The sequence below is a fragment of the Burkholderia sp. MS389 genome, from assembly GCF_016899425.1.
Lineage (GTDB): Bacteria > Pseudomonadota > Gammaproteobacteria > Burkholderiales > Burkholderiaceae > Burkholderia > Burkholderia sola.
The window spans coordinates 1,422,556-1,441,215 of sequence record NZ_CP045995.1 but is presented as its reverse complement, the minus strand read 5'-3'; the positions used below and the strand labels follow the sequence as shown (position 1 = coordinate 1,441,215).

Annotated in this window: 20 protein-coding genes and 1 pseudogene; 13 read left to right on the top strand and 8 right to left on the bottom strand. The window is 67.5% G+C overall.

The window, feature by feature from the left end; all coding sequences use genetic code 11:
* Positions 1-342 precede the first annotated feature (342 nt).
* The 7 genes from GJG85_RS22860 (at position 343) to GJG85_RS22830 (ending at position 6,155) form a co-directional block, all read left to right on the top strand.
* A complete protein-coding gene (locus GJG85_RS22860) occupies positions 343-2,391 on the top strand; it encodes a sigma-54-dependent Fis family transcriptional regulator (protein ID WP_050012260.1) in 2,049 nt (682 codons plus the stop codon).
* A gap of 321 nt (positions 2,392-2,712) precedes the next feature.
* Positions 2,713-2,787 (top strand): pyrroloquinoline quinone precursor peptide PqqA, encoded by a 75-nt coding sequence (pqqA, locus tag GJG85_RS22855; RefSeq protein WP_006485436.1) that lies wholly within the window; start codon positions 2,713-2,715, stop codon positions 2,785-2,787.
* Between the two features lie 60 nt (positions 2,788-2,847).
* Positions 2,848-3,771, top strand: coding sequence for a pyrroloquinoline quinone biosynthesis protein PqqB (pqqB, locus tag GJG85_RS22850; protein ID WP_050012261.1), 924 nt, complete (start codon positions 2,848-2,850; stop codon positions 3,769-3,771).
* Positions 3,772-3,773: 2 nt separating this feature from the next.
* Positions 3,774-4,493 carry a pyrroloquinoline-quinone synthase PqqC gene (pqqC, locus tag GJG85_RS22845; RefSeq protein ID WP_089489648.1) on the top strand — a complete coding sequence of 240 codons (720 nt, stop codon included), beginning with the start codon at positions 3,774-3,776 and terminating at the stop codon, positions 4,491-4,493.
* A complete protein-coding gene (gene pqqD, locus GJG85_RS22840; protein WP_006480620.1) occupies positions 4,490-4,771 on the top strand; it encodes a pyrroloquinoline quinone biosynthesis peptide chaperone PqqD in 282 nt (93 codons plus the stop codon). The genes pqqC and pqqD overlap by 4 nt, the downstream gene beginning before the upstream one ends.
* 1 nt (position 4,772) lies before the next feature.
* Entirely contained in the window at positions 4,773-5,912 is a 1,140-nt protein-coding gene (gene pqqE / locus GJG85_RS22835) for a pyrroloquinoline quinone biosynthesis protein PqqE (protein ID WP_050012263.1), read from the top strand.
* 3 nt (positions 5,913-5,915) lie between these two features.
* Complete coding sequence (locus GJG85_RS22830; RefSeq protein ID WP_080334168.1) at positions 5,916-6,155, top strand: TonB family protein; 240 nt, start codon at positions 5,916-5,918, stop codon at positions 6,153-6,155.
* Positions 6,156-6,173: 18 nt separating this feature from the next.
* On the opposite strand, the gene GJG85_RS22825 is transcribed toward GJG85_RS22830, so the two are convergent.
* Positions 6,174-6,512 (bottom strand): helix-turn-helix transcriptional regulator, encoded by a 339-nt coding sequence (locus GJG85_RS22825; RefSeq protein WP_050012264.1) that lies wholly within the window; start codon positions 6,510-6,512, stop codon positions 6,174-6,176.
* A gap of 79 nt (positions 6,513-6,591) precedes the next feature.
* Between GJG85_RS22825 and GJG85_RS22820 the strand changes: the two genes are divergently transcribed.
* On the top strand, positions 6,592-7,491 hold the full coding sequence (locus tag GJG85_RS22820) for a hypothetical protein (RefSeq protein WP_050012265.1): 900 nt from the start codon (positions 6,592-6,594) through the stop codon (positions 7,489-7,491).
* A 207-nt stretch (positions 7,492-7,698) separates the two neighbouring features.
* Positions 7,699-7,929, top strand: a complete 231-nt coding sequence (locus tag GJG85_RS22815; protein WP_050012266.1) for a hypothetical protein — start codon at positions 7,699-7,701, stop codon at positions 7,927-7,929.
* Positions 7,930-7,957: 28 nt separating this feature from the next.
* Here the strand turns inward: GJG85_RS22815 and GJG85_RS22810 are convergent, their stop codons facing one another.
* The 4 genes and pseudogenes from GJG85_RS22810 to GJG85_RS22800 form a co-directional block, all read right to left on the bottom strand.
* Complete coding sequence (locus tag GJG85_RS22810) at positions 7,958-8,833, bottom strand: alpha/beta hydrolase family protein (protein ID WP_176016393.1); 876 nt, start codon at positions 8,831-8,833, stop codon at positions 7,958-7,960.
* A gap of 132 nt (positions 8,834-8,965) precedes the next feature.
* A pseudogene (locus GJG85_RS35050) lies at positions 8,966-9,076 on the bottom strand (alpha/beta hydrolase); the annotation flags it as partial.
* Positions 9,073-9,879, bottom strand: coding sequence for a DinB family protein (locus GJG85_RS22805; protein ID WP_204384442.1), 807 nt, complete (start codon positions 9,877-9,879; stop codon positions 9,073-9,075). The pseudogene GJG85_RS35050 and the gene GJG85_RS22805, both read right to left, overlap by 4 nt.
* Positions 9,880-9,990: 111 nt before the next feature.
* Positions 9,991-10,422 carry a YciI family protein gene (locus GJG85_RS22800; protein WP_089489645.1) on the bottom strand — a complete coding sequence of 144 codons (432 nt, stop codon included), beginning with the start codon at positions 10,420-10,422 and terminating at the stop codon, positions 9,991-9,993.
* Positions 10,423-10,637: 215 nt separating this feature from the next.
* Here GJG85_RS22800 and GJG85_RS22795 point away from each other — a divergent pair, with 215 nt between their 5' ends.
* Complete coding sequence (locus GJG85_RS22795; RefSeq protein ID WP_050012270.1) at positions 10,638-10,868, top strand: hypothetical protein; 231 nt, start codon at positions 10,638-10,640, stop codon at positions 10,866-10,868.
* 191 nt (positions 10,869-11,059) lie between these two features.
* Here the strand turns inward: GJG85_RS22795 and GJG85_RS22790 are convergent, their stop codons facing one another.
* From GJG85_RS22790 to GJG85_RS22780, 3 genes are all read right to left on the bottom strand, one after another.
* Positions 11,060-12,484, bottom strand: a complete 1,425-nt coding sequence (locus GJG85_RS22790; RefSeq protein ID WP_050012271.1) for an MFS transporter — start codon at positions 12,482-12,484, stop codon at positions 11,060-11,062.
* A gap of 161 nt (positions 12,485-12,645) precedes the next feature.
* On the bottom strand, positions 12,646-13,407 hold the full coding sequence (locus tag GJG85_RS22785) for an ABC transporter permease (RefSeq protein ID WP_050012272.1): 762 nt from the start codon (positions 13,405-13,407) through the stop codon (positions 12,646-12,648).
* Between the two features lie 3 nt (positions 13,408-13,410).
* The gene (locus tag GJG85_RS22780; RefSeq protein ID WP_050012273.1) at positions 13,411-14,355 is read right to left on the bottom strand and encodes an ABC transporter ATP-binding protein; all 945 of its coding nucleotides are present in this window, start codon (positions 14,353-14,355) and stop codon (positions 13,411-13,413) included.
* Between the two features lie 424 nt (positions 14,356-14,779).
* On the opposite strand from GJG85_RS22780, the gene GJG85_RS22775 reads away from it, so the two are divergent.
* From GJG85_RS22775 to GJG85_RS22765, 3 genes are all read left to right on the top strand, one after another.
* On the top strand, positions 14,780-15,076 hold the full coding sequence (locus tag GJG85_RS22775; RefSeq protein WP_050012274.1) for a cupin domain-containing protein: 297 nt from the start codon (positions 14,780-14,782) through the stop codon (positions 15,074-15,076).
* A 639-nt stretch (positions 15,077-15,715) separates the two neighbouring features.
* Positions 15,716-17,320 (top strand): DUF2957 domain-containing protein, encoded by a 1,605-nt coding sequence (locus tag GJG85_RS22770; RefSeq protein WP_204384440.1) that lies wholly within the window; start codon positions 15,716-15,718, stop codon positions 17,318-17,320.
* 71 nt (positions 17,321-17,391) lie between these two features.
* Positions 17,392-18,645 (top strand): DUF2957 domain-containing protein, encoded by a 1,254-nt coding sequence (locus GJG85_RS22765; RefSeq protein ID WP_204384438.1) that lies wholly within the window; start codon positions 17,392-17,394, stop codon positions 18,643-18,645.
* The last annotated feature ends 15 nt before the right edge of the window (positions 18,646-18,660 follow it).

The window sequence follows — 18,660 nt, the reverse complement described above, 5'->3', positions numbered from 1 at the left end:
TGGCGTGGATCGAATCGGGCGACGCGTCATGTCGATAGGGTTCGGGCGGAATCGGAAGGCAACCGTCACGCGGCCGGGCAGCGGCCGGATGGGTTCTGCGATGAAGCCAGAAACGCGCCAGCCGCGAGGATCCGGATTCGCACGGGTAGTCACGCGTCGGGAATTCGCGGTATCACGAAGGCCTGCCCGTCGCGCGACGCGACACGACACGCCCGGCCGCGCCCGGATGATTCATTACATCGTCCTTTCAATTTATCGCGCGGCGCTCGCGTGGCCCGATGCTTGCTTGCAATGACGGCAAAGAGTCCGGCAGTTGACCGGAAGGATCCCCCGGAGGAGACAATGCGCGATGACGTAGAGCAGGCGGCCGGGTCACGGGCCGCGCATCCCGCTGGCTGGCCCGCGCCGTCGATCCAGAAGGCCCACGAGCGCTCGGAGACGTTCGGCCTCCAGGTATCGGCACGACCCGACTACGACGTGCTGTCGAACGCGGCGCTGGTGCTCAAGCGCGAGCAGAGCCGGGTGCTGTGCGTGCACGCGATGCCGGTGATGGAGACGCTGCACGAGCAGATCGTCAACACGCAGAGCATGATCGTGCTGACCGATGCGGAAGGGCTGATCCTCCATTCGATCGGCGACGACGATTTCCTGCGCCGCGCGGAGAAGGTCGCGCTGCGCCCGGGCGCGAACTGGGCGGAGAGCCGGCAGGGCACCAACGCGATCGGCACGGCGCTGGCAGAGCTGTGCCCGATGGTCGTCCACGGCGACCAGCACTTCCTGGCCGCGAACCGCTTCCTGACCTGTTCGAGCGTGCCGATCCTCGATCCGTACGGCGACGCGATCGGCGTGCTCGACGTGACGGGCGACCACCGCAGCTATCACCAGCATACGATGGCGCTCGCGAAGATGTCGGTGCAGATGATCGAGAATCACCTGTTTACGACGACCTTTCAGGAAACGCTGCAGGTGTCGTTTCATGGCCGCCCCGAGTTCCTCGGCACGCTGATGGAGGGGATCGTCGCGTTCACCGCCGACGGGCGCTTCCTGTCGGCCAATCGCAGCGCGCAGTTCCAGCTCGGCATGCCGCTCTCGGCGCTGCGCGCGCACACGCTGTCGTCGCTGTTCGACGTCACCAGTGCGCAGCTGATCGACCGCATGCGCGCGAGCACCGACCGGCACCTGATGCTCAATCTCGGCAACGGTGCGGTGGTCTGCGCGCGCGTGCACTTCCGCCGCGCGACGCTCGCCGAAGGCAGCCGGCCGACGGACGTCCACGACGCGGGCGCGCCGGCCGCACGCGCGAACGCGGCGCCCGCGCCGGCGGCCGGCACGTCGGCCGGCCTGTCGCGGCTCAACTATCTCGACACCGGCGATGCGCAGGTCGCGTGCGTGATCGCGAAGGTGCGCAAGGTGATCGGCAAGGACATCCCGATCCTGATCACCGGCGAGACCGGCACCGGCAAGGAACTGCTCGCGCAGGCGATCCACAACGACTCGCCGCGGCGCGACGCGCCGTTCGTCGCGGTCAACTGCGCGTCGATTCCGGAGACGCTGATCGAGTCCGAGCTGTTCGGCTACGAGGAGGGCGCATTTACCGGCGCGCGCCGCAAGGGGGCGATCGGCAAGCTGCTGCAGGCGAACGGCGGCACGCTGTTCCTCGACGAGATCGGCGACATGCCGTATCCGCTGCAGGTGCGGCTGCTGCGCGTGCTGCAGGAGCGCCTCGTGAACCCGCTCGGGTCGACGAAGACGATTGCCGTGGACATCGCGATCATCTGCGCGACGCACCGCGACTTGCGCGAGATGATCGCGCAGAACCGTTTCCGCGAGGATCTCTACTACCGGCTGAACGGCCTCGTGGTGCGCCTGCCGCCGTTGCGCGACCGCACGGATCTCGCGGTCGTCGTGCAGAAGATGCTGCAACGCGAGGCGTTCGCGGGGCCGGGCGGGCCGCCGCTGTCCGTCGCGCCGGACGTCATGGAGTTGTTCGTGCGCTGCACGTGGCCGGGTAACTTCCGCCAGCTCGGCAACCTGCTGCGCACGGCGGCGGCCATGGTCGACGACGATGGCGAAATCCGGCGCGAGCACCTGCCGGACGACTTCTTCGATGACCTGCGGCGCGGCGATGCCGTGCAGACCGGGCAGGCCGTGCCGGCCACGCCCGATTCGCCCGCCGCGGCGAGCACCGCGGCCGGGCCGGGCGCCGCGGACGCGTTGCCTTCCGTCGATGCGCGCCTGCAGGACGTCGCCGCGTCCGCGATCGCCGCCGCGCTGGCCCGTCACGGCGGCAACGTGTCCGCCGCGGCGCGCGCGCTCGGCGTCTCGCGCAACACGATCTACCGGAAGATGCCCGCCGCCGACGCGGGGCGCCAGCCGTCCGACGAAAGCTGACGCGCCGTCGCGCTGCGCGCGACCTGTCACAGCCGGTGTGTCAAGTTGCAACACCGGTGTTCAACGATTCAACACCTGTGACCACGCGCGGACAGCGTTCCGCCGGGGTGGCGGAACGCATTCGCGCGAATCGTGTCGGCTATTCGTAAGGATTCCGCCGCGATGCCCGGATGATGGCCGTCTACCGCCGCCGGGCCGCCGAAAAGCGGCTTCGGCACGCTCCTTGCTGAATAGAAACCGACCGCTCGATTGCCGCGGTCGTTCGATTCATCCAGCAACGCATCGACTCATCGACTCATCAATTCAGACAGGAGACACACCATGCAGTGGACGACACCGTCTTACACCGACCTGCGTTTCGGCTTCGAAATCACGATGTACATCGCCAACCGCTGATCGCCGTGCGTGCCGCCCGTTTCGCCGTGATCGGCGCGGGCGGCCTCGGGAGCTGACGCCATGAAGATCAAGATACTCGGCTCGGGAGCCGGCGGCGGGCTGCCGCAATGGAACTGCAATTGCGCGAACTGCCGCCGTGCGCGCAGCGGAAGCGGCCATGTGCTGCCGCGCACGCAGTCGTCGATCGCGGTCAGCGACGACGGCGTCGACTGGGTCCTCGTCAACGCGTCGCCCGACATCCTTTCCCAGTTGCGCGCGGATCCGGACCTGCAACCGGCGCGCGCGATTCGCGACAGCGGCATTGCCGCCGTGGTGCTGTGCGACGCGCAGATCGATCACGTGACGGGCCTGCTGATGCTGCGCGAGCGTTCGACGCCGCTGCCGCTTTACGCGAGCGCGCCGGTGCTCGACGACCTGTCGACCGGCTTGCCGCTCGTGCCGCTGCTCGGCCATTACTGCGGCGTGGCCGCGCACACGATCGTGCCCGGCGAGCCGTTCGCGGTGCCGGCCGCGAGCGGGATCCGTTTCACCGCGCTCGCCGTCGACAGCAAGCCGCCGCCTTATTCGCCGCGACGCGCGTCGGCCGCGCCCGGCGACAACATCGCGCTGTCGATCGAAGACGTCGCGAGCGGGCGGCGCGCGTTCTATGCGCCGGGGCTCGCGTCGGTCACCGACGAGGTACGTGCGGCCATGGACGGCGTCGATCTCGTGCTGGTGGACGGCACGTTCTGGACCGGCACCGAGATGATCGATCTCGGCCTGTCGGGCAAGCACGCGGCCGACATGGGACATCTCGCGCAGTGCGCGGAACCCGGGCGGCCCGGCATGATCGACTGGCTCGACACGCTGCCCGCGCGCACGCGCAAGGTGCTCACGCACATCAACAACACGAACCCGATTCTCGATCCGCATTCCGTCGAGCACGCGCACCTGCGCGCGCACGGCATCGACGTCGCGCACGACGGCATGCAATTCCAGGTCTGACGATGAACGCACCGATCCCCGCTACGGCGTTGCACGCGACGCCCTGGACCGCGACCGAATTCGAGGCGCGCCTGCGTGCGCTCGAATCGCGCTATCACATCCATCATCCGTTCAACCGGCGGCTCAACAGCGGCGCCTGTTCGCCCACGCAGATCCGCGGCTGGGTCGCGAACCGCTTCTATTACCAGATCTGCATCCCGCTCAAGGATGCGGCGATCCTGTCGAACTGCCCCGACCGCGAAACGCGGCGCCGCTGGATCCAGCGGCTGATCGACCACGACGGGCAGGGCGACAACGAAGGCGGCATCGAGGCGTGGGTGCGGCTCGGCGAGGCATGCGGTCTGACGCGTGACGAGCTGTGGTCGCTCGAACACGTGCTGCCCGGCGTGCGTTTCGCGGTGGACGCGTACGTGAACTTCGCGCGGCGCGCGCCGTGGCAGGAAGCGGTGTGCTCGTCGCTGACCGAGATGTTCGCGCCGCAGATCCATCTCGACCGGCTCGCGGGCTGGCCGTCGCATTACCCGTGGATCGAGCCGGCCGGGCTGCATTACTTTCGCAGCCGCGTGCCGCTCGCGCAGCGCGACGTCGAGCATGGGCTCGTGGTCACGCTGCAGCATTTCACGACACCGGACGCGCAGCAGCGCGCGCTCGGCATTCTGCAATTCAAGCTCGACATCCTGTGGTCGATGCTCGACGCCGTCGAAAAGGCCTACCCCCTATGAACGCGATCGAAGCCGCCAGCGGCGTGCCGCTGCGCCCCTGCCTCAGGGGCATGTACCGCCTGCAATGGGAGGCGGCCCAGGATGCGTACGTGCTGCTCTATCCGGAGGGCATGGTCAAGCTCAACCCGAGCGCCGGCGAGATTCTCGCGCGCTGCGACGGCACGCGCGAACTGGACGACATCATCGGCGAGCTCGAGCGCCTGTTCATGCAATCGGATCTCGCGACCGACGTCTACCGTTTCCTCGATCATGCGCGACTGCGCGGCTGGCTGGACTGACATGACACCCGACACGCCCCATCCGTCCGCGCCGCTGTGGCTGCTCGCGGAACTCACGTACCGCTGCCCGCTGCACTGCGCGTTCTGCTACAACCCGGTCGACTTCGCGACGCACGGCGCGGAACTCGACACCGACGCGTGGCGCACGGTCATCAGCGATGCGCGCGCGCTCGGCGCCGCGCAAATCGGCTTCTCGGGCGGCGAGCCGCTGCAGCGCGGCGACCTCGAGACGCTCGTCGCGCATGCGCGCGGGCTCGGCTTCTATACGAACCTGATCACGTCGGGCATCGGGCTGAACGTCGCGCGCATCGAGCGGCTCAAGGCCGCCGGGCTCGACCACATCCAGTTGTCGCTGCAGGATTCGACGCGCGAGCTGAACGATTTCCTGACCAGCACGCGCACGTTCGAACTGAAGCGCGACGTCGCACGGCTGATCAAGGCGCATGGCTACCCGATGGTGCTCAACTGCGTGCTGCATCGCTACAACCTGCCGCACGTGGGGCAGATCATCGAGATGGCGCTCGATCTCGGCGCGGATTACCTGGAACTCGCGAACACGCAGTACTACGGCTGGGCGATGCTCAATCGCGACCAGTTGATGCCGACCGTCGAGCAGGTGCGCGAGGCCGAGGACACGGTCAACCGCTATCGGAAGCTGATCGGCGAGCGCTGCAAGATCCTGTTCGTCGTGCCCGACTATTTCGAGCGCCGCCCGAAGGCGTGCATGAACGGCTGGGGCTCGGTGTTCCTCGGCGTCGCGCCGGACGGCACCGCGCTGCCGTGCCATGCCGCGCGGTCGCTGCCGGGGCTTGCGCTGCCGAACGTGCGCGATCGCTCGCTGCGGGACATCTGGTACGACAGCGATGCGTTCAATGCATTTCGCGGCGACGACTGGATGCGCGAGCCGTGTCGCACGTGCGACGAGCGGCATGCGGATCACGGCGGTTGCCGGTGTCAGGCGTACCTGCTGGCCGGCGATCCGAAGGAAGCCGATCCGGTGTGTGCGAAGTCGGCTCATCACGGTCAGATCGAACAGGCAGTGCAGTTCGCGCGACGTCGCGCGCCGCGTGACGAGCAGCCGCTGGTTTTTCGCAGCAAGGAGAATTCGCTCGCGCAATGCAGCGCGGCGTGCGACGGCTGACGGCTGACGCGGCGCCGCCAGGACGACGGCAGGGGCGAACACGGCGCCGCGCTCGTCGAACTGGAAACCGATGCGGCCGGCCGGGTGGTCGCCGCGCGTGTCGTGACCGGCAGCGGCTATCCGCGCCTCGATGCTGCCGCGCGCGATGCGGCGCTGGCGAGCCGCTGCGCCACACACGTAGAAAACGGCGCGCCGTCGCCGATGCGGGCGCGCGCGCCGATCCCGTTCAATCCCGATGAATGACCGGGCACGTTGGCGACATCACCCGTCGTCCGCCTTCGCCTGCAAACCCTTCAGCCCCTGAATCACGACCAGCAGCGCGCGCCCGTGCTCGTCCGACCCGTCCCACGCGTCGACGATCGCGTCGCGCAGCAGGTCGTTGTACCGGCGCCGCGACGGCTCGGTATCGACGCCATAGAAACTGCATAGCTTGTTGAATGGCGCGCTGCGGCGCAGCCGGCGCCCGTTCGACAGCCGAAGGCGCGACACGGTTGGCTGGCTGACCCCGGAAAGTCGCGCAATTTCGCTGGACGAGCGTGTGTCTGCCATCAAGCGGCGCAACAGGTCTTGAACGGGAAAATCTTGGTCCGGGGCTTCCATGCGATGCATTATACCTATACAGTTACGGCTGTTGAATGGGCTTGCTGTCAGCAGCGAGGCTGTATCCCCGAGAAAGTTGATGACACTGAAACACCTCCCACCCACGTTCTGCTGGACCAAGATCGGCGCCGAGTCCGGCGAGGAATTGCCGACCGTCGTGCTCCGCAAGGAATGGGAGCGCCGGCTCGGCGGCGGGCGTTTTCTGTGGGGCATCAACCAGCCGCTCGGCAGCAGCGCGCAAGTCGCCGCGCATCGCACGGGTTCGCTGCTCGCATTGTTTTCGCCGGTCGCGTCGCGTCCGCGCGCGGGCGAGCGCAAGGACGCGCTGCTGTGGAATGCGTGGGTCGACGCAAGCGGTCAGGTGCGGCCGTTGCCGCCGCACACGTTCATCGCCAGCCGCTCGACGTTGCCGTCGGGCCGGCGTCGCGAGCAGCATTACGCGCTCGTGTGCGCGTCGTCCACCGCGCTGACGGTCGGTACGCAGTTGCGCGTGTTTCCCGACCATCTGCGCAGCGTGAGCACGGGCAGGCCGCTGGGCGCCGCGCAGGGCGCGGCCGTGGTTGACTGCATCGGGCGTGCGAAGGAGCAGACGGGCAAGAGCTATCCGCTCGCGCTGTCGGTCGAGCTCGAGGCACCGTATTTCGTGCGGCTCGCGCAGCCATGCGTGCTGAAGGCGCGCGATCTCGCGGAAGTGAACAAGGCCACGCGCGCGGGCGATTTCGATCGCTTCGTCGAGCTGGTCGCGCGCTTGCGCGGCCGTTCGCCGACCGACGCCGTGCGCGGCGTCACGCGCGATCTGTTCGACGTGCCGCCGCTCGAAACGGCGGCCGCGTACGTGGCGCCCACGCATGTCGCGCGCCTGCGCAACCGGCCGGCGGCCGAGCATCCGCGTGATCTCACCGGCGATCTGTTCGACCTGTCGCCGGGCGAGGCGGCCGCGTTCGCCGGGCTCGCGCATCCGCGCATCGGGCGCGCGTGACGCCGGGCGCGACGCCGTTCGCGCAAGAATTTGTTGCAATCTCGCCGTAGCGGATCGACGAGCGCGGAGCGACAATCGGCACGAAGCGCGCGGTGCGGCGGCCGATGCGTCGACACGCGACGGGTCGTGGTTCACGTCGCCGACATGCGTACCACGCACACTGGACGTCGGCGTGCTTCACACTGCAATCCTGACGGAGGAGTGTCGATGTCGACCCACATCTGTTCGCCGGAAGCCCGGGCCGCACAACGCTTCGTCGAAGCGACGCGCAACGTCGATCAGGCGTTTCGCGCGGTGCGCGGCGAAAGCGACGACGACGGCTCGTCGGCCGAATACGCACGCGCGATGTCGCGTCTCGATCGCGCGCTCGACGAGCTGGCGCGTGCGCAGGAATTCTTCGATCGCGTCGTCGGCGCGGACACCACGCACGGCAACTGACGGCTTCGTCGTTTCTCTTTTTCGTGCGTCAGCCCGCGCGCGTCATACCCGGTGCAGGCGGCGCGGCACGGTACGCATAGCCGCGATGCTGGAACGACGTCGCGAAGAACCGCATCTGGTAGCGGATCGCATTCGCCCAGTAGTCCCACGTATGGCCGCCCGGCCGCTCCGCATAGTCGTGCGGCACGCCGAGCGCGACGAGCCGTTCGTGCAGCGTGCGGTTCGAGTCGACGAATGCGTCGTCGCGGCCGCAATCGATCGTCAGGTCGAGATGGGCGCGCACGAATGCCCGCGCGTTTTCGACGATCACGTTGCGGTTCCAGAACGACGGATGGCGATCGGGATCGCCGAACACGTGTGCGATCCCCGGTTCGTCCGTGCAGCAGCGCGGATCGACCGCGCCGCTGATGCTGCCCACCGCGCCGAACGTGTCGGGCCGGTCGAGCGCGATGCGCAGGGCGCCGAAGCCGCCCATGCTGAGCCCGGTGATCGCGCGCGCGTGCTGGGCGGCGATCGTGCGGAAATGCAGGTCGACATAGGACACGACTTCATCGCCGACGAAGGTCTCGTAGCGGCTGCCCGAATCGAACGGGCTGTCGATGTACCAGCTTTCATGTCCGCCGTCGGGCATCACGAGGATCACGCGATAGCGGTCGGCCAGCGCGGCGATGTGCGTGTTCGACGTCCAGTCGGTATGGTCGCCGCCCGAGCCGTGCAGCAGATAGACGACGGGGTAGCGCTCGCCGTGGTTGTCGCGTGCGTAATCGTCGGGCAGCACGATGGTAGCCTTCAGCGTTTCGCTCATCGCGGCGCTCGGAATCGCGACGACCCGCGCATGAAAGGCGAACGCAGGGCTCGTGACGGCGAGCAGCAGTAGCAGCCAGAAAGTACGTGCCAGGTTCATCGATCCTTGCATGTGTCGTTCCAGTCCGGGGCGGGAGGCCGGGAAAACCCTGTTGCGACGACTTTAGCAATCGCGCCTTTCAACCATATTTCGGCGAACCCTACGGGTTGTCAGGCGGACGGTTTGCATAGGATGCGCGCCGTAGCCGAGCAGGTCGGGGCAAAGAGGCGGGCCGTGCCAGCCGTGCACGTCGAACGTGCCGATGAAACCGTGAATGGAGACGACGGGCGCGGGCGCGATCATGCGGCCGCCGCTGCAGGCAGGGGCGGCAATTCGAGTTCGGCGAGGAGTTCGTCGAGTTCGAGCACGTGCGTGCGGTCGTGATCGAGCAGTTCGCGCACGAGTTCGTCGAGCGACATGCGGCGGATGCCGTCGCGCAGCCCGCACCGTTGGAGTTGCGCTGGCTCCAGCGCGGCCGCGGTGGCGCACAGCGCGGCGCGGCCACTGCCGAATGCCGCGACGGCGAGATCGAGCGGCTGCGCGAGATAGTCGCGTTGCGCGGCGAGCGCGGTGCCGTCGACGGATTCGATCGCGGGAAGCTCGGCCGTGCGCACGGCGTCGATGCGGGCGGCGAACACCGCATCGAGATCGCGCAGGTGGCACGCATGTTCGACCAGCGAGAAGCCGGTGCCGGCCGGGCGGCGCGTGGCCAGCGCGGCCGGCACATGCGCCGCGCAGGCGGCGAGCCGGGCCGGCATGCGCGCCAGCGCGGCGACGATGTCGGCGAACGGCAGCCGGTGCGGGGATGCGCTGAACACCGCGCCATAGCTGAACAGCACACCGCCGAGCCGCCCGCGCGCCTGCACGACCTCGTGGCCGTGGCGGCGCATGACGTCGGCGACCATCGCGCCGCAGAATTGGCGGGCCGTCGTGTCGGCTTCGATTTCGGGGAATTTGTGCGCGATCTCGTCCTGGATCGCGCCGATCGCGGCGACGCCGACGCGCGACAGCGCCGCGAACTCGAGATAGCGCTCGGGCTGTTCGATCAGCGCTTCGAGCTGGGCGCCGAGCGCGGTCAAGCGGAAACGGTCGAAACGGGAATGCATGACGAAGCCCCGGTCAGTAACGTGACAAAAAGATACGTTACTGACCGGGGCTTCGTCAACCGGCTCATTGGGGTACACGCGGACCGCTCCCGCGCCGCCCGCTTGCCCCGCTCAGCGCTTCTGCCGCGCGTCCATTTCCGCGACGATGCGCGCTTCCTGCTCCTGAAGCTCGGGCGTAAACGCGTCGCCGAATTCCTCGAGTTCGTACAGCGGGCGGATCTCGATGTCCGAGTCGCCGGGCATCGGGTTCGGGCAGCGCTTCACCCATTCGACGGCTTCCTCCATCGATTTGACCTGCCACAGCCAGTAGCCGGCGACGAGCTCCTTCGTTTCGGAGAACGGGCCGTCGACGACCGTGCGGTTCTTGCCGGAAAAGTGCACGCGCTTGCCGCGGCTGCTCGGGTGCAACCCGTCGGCGGCGAGCAGGATGCCGGCTTTCACGAGTGCCTCGTTGAACTGGCCCATCGCGGCCAGCATGTCGGTGTCGGGCAGCCGACCGGATTCGGAATCGGCGGTGGCTTTGACGATGACCATGACGCGCATTGTCGTCTCTCCTTGAAAGGGAACAGGGCGCTTGCCGACGGTGCGACGGCAAAACGATCGGTTACGACAACACGACGCGCGACGGCGACGCGAATCGACATCGCGGGCGAGAAATTTTCACGCGCGATGGAGCCGGTGCGCCGCGCGGCCGCTGTCACGGAGCGCATCGGCAAAACTGGTATGCTGATCCGCATCACGTGTACGCGGAGGGCGCCATGGCTGCTAAGGAAGTCTCGAAGAAGAAGTATCTGAAAATCCTGAACAAACGCCTGCGCGCGGAGCCGGCGGCCCCGGCCGGCGCGTCGTTCGTCTTTTTCCCGCTGGGCGCGAAGGCGAAGCACGCGACGGGCGTCGTGTCCGGCGACACGCGCAGCAAGCGCGAGTTGGCCGTGATGGCCGCGGTCCAGCGCAAGGCGGCCGAAGAGTTCGTCGTCGCCGACGCCTGACGGGCGCCGCTGTACCCGTGCCGGATGACCGCCGCCGCGGCTTACGCGGCGGCGGCCTCGCACTGGACGATCGCGCGGCGAGCACGCGCGGAATGTCATGCGCGATCGCCGCGCCGTGCATCGGCAGGATGAGGTCGAGATCGAGGAGCACCTGGATTCGGCTCGAAACGGCCTGAAAACCCACCCGGCGATCAGGACGCCTCGTCCGCCGCCGGTGCCGGATACCGGCCGCTGCCGCCCGCGCCGTCGCCTGCCGCCAGTTGCTCCAGCGCGAGCCCCTTCGTCTCGATCCCGAGCGTCCACACGGCGATGGCCGCCGCGATGAACGACAGCGCGCCAAGCGTGAACACGCCGCCTTGGCCGAACACCGGCAACACCACGCCGACCACGTAAGGCCCGATCAGCGAGCCGATCCGGCCGATCGCCGACGCGAAGCCCGAACCCGTCGCGCGGGCGCCGGTGCCGTACAGCTCGGGCGTGTACGTGTACAGCGCCGCCCACATCCCGAACAGGAAGAACTGCATCGCGAGGCCCGTGACGATCAGCAGCGTCGTGCTGCCGCCGTACAGCGCGCTCTGGCCGTACGCGTACGCCATCGCGCCGCCGCCGATCAGCGACGCGATGCAGGTCGGCTTGCGGCCCCAACGCTCGACGAGCCACGCGGCGCACAGGAAGCCCGGCACGCCGCCGAGCGAGATCAGCACCGTGTAGAACACCGATTTCGTGACTTCGAAGCCGGCCTGCTGCAGCAGCGCGCCGAGCCACGACGTGAGGCCGTAGAAGCCGAGCAGCGCGAAGAACCACAGCAGCCACACCATCACCGTGCGGCGGCGGTACACGCCGCTCCAGATCTCGCGCAGCGCGCCGTGGCCGCGCGCGGCGGCCGGCTCGGCGAGCCGCGACGGCGGCGGCAGCGTCGTGACGCCGGCAGAGCGCATCACCTTCGCCTCGATCGTCTGCATCACCGTGTCGGCTTGCGCGTGCCGGCCCGCATGTTCGAGCCAGCGCGGCGATTCCGGCACGATGCGGCGCACGACCAGCACGAACACGGCCGGAATCGCGAGCAGCGCGAACACGGTCCGCCAGCCGAATTGCGGCAGCACGAAATACGCGACGATGCCGGCCGTGATGAAGCCGAGCGGCCAGAAGCCGTCCATCAGCGCGATCAGGCGGCCGCGCTTCTCGGTCGGCACGAATTCGGACAGCAGCGTCTGCGCGACCGGAAACTCCATCCCCATCCCGATGCCGAGCAGCACGCGGTAGACGATCAGCGCGTCGACGCTCTGCGCGGTCGAGCACAGGTACGACGCGGCGCCCCACAGCACCATGCTCCACTGGAACACGGGCCGGCGGCCGAAGCGGTCGGCGAGCAGGCCGGCCACGGCCGCGCCAAGCACCATCCCGAAGAAGCTCGCGCTCGCGACGAGGCCGGCGGCGGCCGTCGACAGCCCGAACTCCTTGCGGATCGAGCCGAGCACGAACGTCATCGTGCCGAGATCGACCGAGTCGAAGAAGAACGCGATCGCGATGATGAAGAAGATGCGCTTGTGATAGCCGGAGAACGGCAGGCGTTCGAGCCGGGCGGCGGCGGAGGCGGGAGCGGTGGCGGTGGGCATGGCGTCCTCTGAAATGAAAAAGGGGCCGCGCAGCGCATGCTCGACGGCCCCGATGCTTCGTATTCAGTAGACGCGACCACAAACTGCCGCATCGGAGGAAAAGCGCCGCCTGCTTGCCCAAATGCGTCATCGTCGGGCGGCGCGCGCGACGCTCGCCGGCGTCAATTCTTCAGTTTGTAGCCGGTGCGGAACATCCACGCGACGATCGCGAGCAGGATCACGAGGAACAGCGCGGTCGCGGCGAGGCTGATCCACACGTGCACGTCGGCGATCCCGTAGAACGACCAGCGAAAGCCGCTGATCAGGTAGACGATCGGATTGAACAGTGTGACGACGCGCCATGCGGGCGGCAGCATGTCGACCGAGTAGAAGCTGCCGCCGAGGAACGTGAGCGGCGTGATGATCAGCAGCGGCACGAGCTGCAGCTTCTCGAAGCTGTCGGCCCAGATGCCGATCACGAAGCCGAACAGGCTGAACGTGACAGCCGTCAGCACCAGGAACAGCACCATCCAGACCGGATGCAGAATGTGCAGCGGCACGAACAGGCCGGCCGTGGCGAGGATGATCACGCCGAGCAGGATCGACTTCGACGCGGCCGCGCCGACGTACGCGATCACGATCTCCCAATACGACACGGGCGCGGACAGGATCTCGTAGATCGTGCCGGTGAAGCGCGGGAAGTAGATGCCGAACGACGCATTCGAGATGCTCTGCGACAGCAGCGACAGCATCACGAGGCCCGGCACGATGAACGACCCGTAGCCGATGCCGTTCACGTCGCTGATGCGTGAGCCGATCGCGGAGCCGAACACGACGAAATACAGCGACGTCGAGATCACCGGCGCGATGATGCTCTGCATCAGCGTGCGGCGCGTGCGAGCCATTTCTGCGCGGTAGATCGCGCGGATTCCATGCCAGTTCATACGTCAGGCTCCTTGCACGCCGTTGCGGCGGTTGTCGATCAGGCTGACGAAAATGTCCTCGAGCGAACTCTGCGTCGTGTGCAGGTCGCGAAAGCCGATGCCGGCCGAGCCGAGCGCGTTGATCAGCTTCGCGATGCTCGCGTCGTCGCGCTGCGAGTCGTACGTATAGACGAGCGCGGCGCCGTCTTCCGCGCGTTCGAGCCCGAACGGCGCGAGCGCGGGCGGCACGTCCGCGAGCGGCTGCTCGAGCTGCACGGTGAGCTGTTTCTTGCCGAGCTTGCGCATCAGTTCGCGCTTTTCCTCGACGAGCACGAGCTCGCCGCCGAGGATGATGCCGATCCGGTCGGCCATTTCCTCCGCTTCCTCGATGTAGTGCGTGGTCAGCAGGATCGTCACGCCGCTTTCGCGCAGCGAATCGACGAGCTTCCACATGTCGCGGCGCAGCTCGACGTCGACGCCGGCCGTCGGTTCGTCGAGGAACAGGATGCGCGGCTCGTGCGACAGCGCCTTCGCGATCATCACGCGGCGCTTCATGCCACCCGACAGCGTCATCAGCTTGTTGTCGCGCTTGTCCCACAGCGACAGCGCCTTCAGCGTCTTCTCGATGTACGCGGGATCGGGCGCCTTGCCGAACAGGCCGCGGCTGAACGACACGGTGGCCCAGACGGATTCGAACGCGTCGGTGGTCAGCTCCTGCGGCACGAGGCCGATCATTTCGCGGGCCGCGCGGTATTGATCGCGGATGTCGTGGCCGCCGACCGTCACGCGGCCTTCGGTCGGCGTGACGATGCCGCAGATCGAGCCGATCAGCGTCGTCTTGCCGGCGCCGTTCGGCCCGAGCAGCGCGAAGATCTCGCCGGGGCGGATGTCGAGGGTCACGTGCTTCAGCGCCTGGAAGCCGGACGCGTAAGTCTTGGAGAGGTCGGAGACGGAAAGGATCGGTTGCATGCTCACGGATGGCACGGCCGGCCGGCGCGACGGCGGGCGCCGCCCGTGCCCGGCGCCGCCGCCGCTGCGAAGCGGCCGGGACCGGGGACGGCATGGCGAACGGGCGTCATGTCGAACGGCAGGGTAGTGCGGGATCGCGGGACCGCCATATTAGCAATCGGCAGATCGAAATGCATTCTGATGGAAAGGCCGGGTCGTGCCGGTGCCGAATTTGGGTGGATTGCGGTGATATTGCTCAATGATTCGGTGTTTTATTCGAGTGGCGCGAACAATTCCGGTCGTTTTCCGTCAATCGGCCCGCGCTCGCGTGGCCACCCGGCCGGCTGGCCGACTGTGCCGCCCGCCGGCCCTCGCGCCGTACCGGGACGACACGCGTGGCGCTCGCGATAATGCGTTCCTTTCCCGGCGATACGGAGCGGCGCGCATGTCTTTGATCGATTTGAAATCCGTGGCAAACGCGCAGGCCTGCGCATGGCAATCCACGATCGTCGGCGAAGTGGGTCCGGCCCGGATCAAGGTGCTGCGCATGGATGCCCAGCCTTACGAAGCGGAAGTGCACGACTACAACGAGGGGCTGCTGGTGCTCGACGGCACGTTGATGCTCGAGGTCGAAGCGGAAACGGTCGTGGTCGGCGCCGGGCAGATGTATCTCGCGCGCGCCGGCACGCGCCACGCGGTGCTGCCCGGCAGTCACGGCACGCTCGCGATCATCGACGTGTGAGGGTGCGCCGCAGCATGCGTGCTGGCCGCGGAAGGCCGGCCGGCTTGGCCCGGCGCGGATTCGCAGGGCCGTTCAAACGCGTGTTCCACGCGGCGTTTATTTGTCTGAGCAAATAAAATGAAGGCCGTTTGAAAATCTGTTAAATACCGTATAAACGCTAGGATCGCGCGGCGTCCGTCGTTTGGAACTCTGCATCCATTTACTTGCGGGAATGGTCCGATCATAGTCTCGACACACGACGCATCACGAAAACGAATCAAGCGTACGTATGGAGACCAACATCATGAGACGCCTATCCGCCGGGCCGGCGGGACTGCCGCTTCCCGATTTTTCGCTGAATGCAGGCGCGACGCAGGTCGCATGCCTGCGCCGTCACCTCGCCGTGTAGCGGCAGGCCGTAGCGGCGAGCCGTAGCGGCAAGCCACTTTCCGTTTCGATCGTTCCGACGGCGCCGTGCCGCATGACGGCGCCGCGGGAGCGCGTTTGTCCGCCGCCGCGTGTGCCGCCTATGCCCGACCGGTTCGCGGCGGTCCCGCGTGCAGCGTCATGCGCCGCGCATTCGTGCGGCGGCGCGATACCAACCGGCAGGCCATGCAGCCCGGCCGGACGAGACTTGTCGTACCTGAAAAGGAGGGGTTGATGATTTGCATTCCTGAATGGCGGAAGGCGATCCTGTCGTGCGCGGTGCTGGTGCTGCCGTTCGTCGCCGGTTGCGGCGGCGGCGACGATCCGGGGCCGATCACCGTGCCGCAGTGCTCGGGCAGCGCATGCGGGCCGAGCGGCGCCGAAACGACGCCGCCCGTCGTGACGAAGCTGTGTCCGGACGCGCTCGATTACACGACGACGTATACGGGCGGCGCCGGCAGCGGCGAATACGTGAAGGTGAAGTTCGACACGACGAAGCTGACTTACCAGATGCAATTCATCGACTCGTCGGTGCCGACCTCGGCAGGGCAGATCAACGACACGCGCGCGGGCCTGACGATCAGCGGCGCGTTCCATCATCCGACCAACCTCCCGACGGCCGAGCAGAATCGTTGCGCGTTCGTGCTCGACAGCGGCGCGACGAGCGACGGCGCATATTCGGTGACGATCAATCGCGCCGATCCGCCGATGCTGTTCGTCGGCAACGGCGTGGTCGGCGGCGGCATTCCGGGCGCGACGATCGCGTTCCAGGGCATCGAACTCGCGCCGGGCTTCTTCCTCGGCTCGGTGCCGTCGCGCACGTTCGACTTCTATCCGTTCATCGGCTTTACCGATACCGAAACGGACTTCACGAAGGTGGCCGGCGTGTACAACGAAGTCGGCATTCATCTGTCGCCGACCGGCACCACCTATCAGACGACCACGCCGCAAGGCTGGCAGCCGGACGTCGTGAACTGGAACCAGACGCTCAATGCGGACGGCTCCTGCACGATCACGCAAGGCAGCGACTACTCGTGTCAGACGACCGGTTCGCCGTGGACCTTGCGCAAGAATGCGGACGGTACGCCTGACAACGTGTTCGTCAGCAACGCGCAGTCGGGGCAGGCCTATCCGTCGGCAGGCCAGGGGCAGCCGCTCGTGATCCTCGTGCCGAGCCAGGCGCACGGCGTGATGATCGTCGGCAAGCTGAACGGTGCGCTGGTGCCGGTCGTGATCCGCGTCGGGTATGCGTATGCCGCGCCGGGCAATCCGCTGGGCTCGGTGGCCGATGCGGAGGTCGGCATCTCGATGCTCGCGCCCGCCAAAGCCGTCGCGCGCAACGTGCTGAAGGGCGGGTTCATCGGGGCGACGAGCGCATCCGCATGCGGCGTGGTGACCAACAACGGGCCGTCGGGCAGCGCGGCAGGCCAGGGGCCGAGCTTCAATCCGTTCGTTCCGCATCCGGACCTGCCCGGCGCGTTCAACACGACTTTCAATTACTTCACGCCGTCTGCCGGCAACTGCAGCGACGGCACCGCCGTGTCGACCATCGCGGCGAACTACACGTCGACGCTGTTCCAGGGCAATACCGCGGCGTTCATCGATCCGCAAACGTCGTCGCCGACCGCGCAGTTCGGGCTCGACTACACGCAGGCATCGCCCGGCAAGGTCAAGGTCACGGCCAACAGCGACTTCAACGCGAAGGGCGCGGCCGGCAACGTGGCGATCTTCAAGAAGGGCGATACGGGGTGGATCGTGACGGCCGGGAATGTCTACGCGATGGTCGTCAACAACAGCCAGGTCAACCCGTTCTTCACGGTCGGCGCGTTCGTCCAGTAACCCGGCATCGAACACGTCACACCGGCGGCGCATGCGCTGCCGCCGGTGAATCGAATTTCAAGAGGATTCCTATGAATTTTAAGCATTGGATGGCCGCGGCATCGGTCGCACCCGTGCTGGCCGCATGCGGCGGCGACGGCGACCCGCCGCCCGCGCCGGTGGTCCGGCTGTGCCCGCAGACGATCGACTACAACACGGTGTTCGTCGGAGGCTCCGGGTCGGGCGAGCTCGTGAAGGTGCAGCTCGACACGACGAAGATGACGTACCGGATGGCCTACCTCGCGTCGCCGGTGCCGACCACCGCGGGCACCGTGCAGCCGACGCGCGACACCGCGCCCGCGAACGTGGTCGACGGCACGCTGGCCGACGAAACGGGGCTGCCCACGGTGAAGCTGAACCAGTGCACGTTCCGGATGCAGAACGCGAGCCTCGACCCGAGCCGGCCCGCGCGGCTGTTTCTCGGCGAAGGCGTGCTGGGCGGCGCGATCCCCGGCGCGACGATCCAGTTCGACGGCGTGATCGGCGTCGGCAAGATCCCGAAGACGACGTTCCCGTACTACCCGTTCATCAGCTTCTCGTCGCTCGAAACCGACCTGACGAAGATTGCCGGCACGTACAACCAGCTCGGCTATCACCAGGTGCCGTCGCAGAACTTCCAGCCGGTGGCGCTCGACCAGAAGGTGACGATCAACGCGGACGGCAGCTATACGGAAACCGACAACTTCGGCAAGAAGAACGGCGGGCAGCCGCTGGCGTCGAGCGCGACCGTGAACCAGCCGTTCACGCTGCGCCCGGATGCGCCGGCATTCCAGTCGCTCAATTACCAGCCGCAGATTCCGCGGACGCTCGCGGCGCTCGATCCGGCGAAGGCCGGCAAGGGGATCCTGATCGTCGGCAAGCTGCGCAACCAGCTCGTGCCGATCTTCATCCGCACCGGCGCCGCGAATGCGGACCTCACGCAAGGGGCGCCGAGCGCGGACGACGAATCGGGCATCTCGTTCCTGAGCCCGCAGACGGCGGTCTCCCAGGGCTCGCAGAACGGCGAGTACACGGGCGTCGACAGCGCGTTCAACTACCGCGCGACCGCGCTCGTCGGCGCGCAGGCCACGCTGCTCGATCCGTTCAATGCGTCGCAGGCCGCGCTCACGCGCGCGCTGAACCTCGACTACACGCAGACAGTGCCGGGCGTCGTGACGACCGTGCACGCGGACGCGGCGTCGGGGCCGGCGACCGGCAAGTTCGTGTTCACCGGCGGCGTGTTCGGGTTCCTCGACATGGCCGATACGAGCAATCCGTACTTCACGGTCGGCGCGTTCGTGCAGTGACCGCGTGTGGATGGA

Coding starts and splice junctions, on each gene's coding strand:
- GJG85_RS22815 (WP_050012266.1), top strand. CDS start 7,699: ATGTCGACCCACATCTGTTCGCCGGAAGCCCGGGCCGCACAACGCTTC.
- GJG85_RS22810 (WP_176016393.1), bottom strand. CDS start 8,833: ATGAACCTGGCACGTACTTTCTGGCTGCTACTGCTGCTCGCCGTCACG.
- GJG85_RS22770 (WP_204384440.1), top strand. CDS start 15,716: ATGATTTGCATTCCTGAATGGCGGAAGGCGATCCTGTCGTGCGCGGTG.
- GJG85_RS22795 (WP_050012270.1), top strand. CDS start 10,638: ATGGCTGCTAAGGAAGTCTCGAAGAAGAAGTATCTGAAAATCCTGAAC.
- GJG85_RS22785 (WP_050012272.1), bottom strand. CDS start 13,407: ATGAACTGGCATGGAATCCGCGCGATCTACCGCGCAGAAATGGCTCGC.
- GJG85_RS22805 (WP_204384442.1), bottom strand. CDS start 9,879: ATGCATTCCCGTTTCGACCGTTTCCGCTTGACCGCGCTCGGCGCCCAG.
- GJG85_RS22765 (WP_204384438.1), top strand. CDS start 17,392: ATGAATTTTAAGCATTGGATGGCCGCGGCATCGGTCGCACCCGTGCTG.
- pqqD (WP_006480620.1), top strand. CDS start 4,490: ATGAACGCGATCGAAGCCGCCAGCGGCGTGCCGCTGCGCCCCTGCCTC.
- GJG85_RS22825 (WP_050012264.1), bottom strand. CDS start 6,512: ATGGAAGCCCCGGACCAAGATTTTCCCGTTCAAGACCTGTTGCGCCGC.
- GJG85_RS22820 (WP_050012265.1), top strand. CDS start 6,592: ATGACACTGAAACACCTCCCACCCACGTTCTGCTGGACCAAGATCGGC.
- pqqC (WP_089489648.1), top strand. CDS start 3,774: ATGAACGCACCGATCCCCGCTACGGCGTTGCACGCGACGCCCTGGACC.
- pqqE (WP_050012263.1), top strand. CDS start 4,773: ATGACACCCGACACGCCCCATCCGTCCGCGCCGCTGTGGCTGCTCGCG.
- GJG85_RS22780 (WP_050012273.1), bottom strand. CDS start 14,355: ATGCAACCGATCCTTTCCGTCTCCGACCTCTCCAAGACTTACGCGTCC.
- pqqB (WP_050012261.1), top strand. CDS start 2,848: ATGAAGATCAAGATACTCGGCTCGGGAGCCGGCGGCGGGCTGCCGCAA.
- GJG85_RS22790 (WP_050012271.1), bottom strand. CDS start 12,484: ATGCCCACCGCCACCGCTCCCGCCTCCGCCGCCGCCCGGCTCGAACGC.
- GJG85_RS22775 (WP_050012274.1), top strand. CDS start 14,780: ATGTCTTTGATCGATTTGAAATCCGTGGCAAACGCGCAGGCCTGCGCA.
- GJG85_RS22800 (WP_089489645.1), bottom strand. CDS start 10,422: ATGCGCGTCATGGTCATCGTCAAAGCCACCGCCGATTCCGAATCCGGT.
- GJG85_RS22860 (WP_050012260.1), top strand. CDS start 343: ATGCGCGATGACGTAGAGCAGGCGGCCGGGTCACGGGCCGCGCATCCC.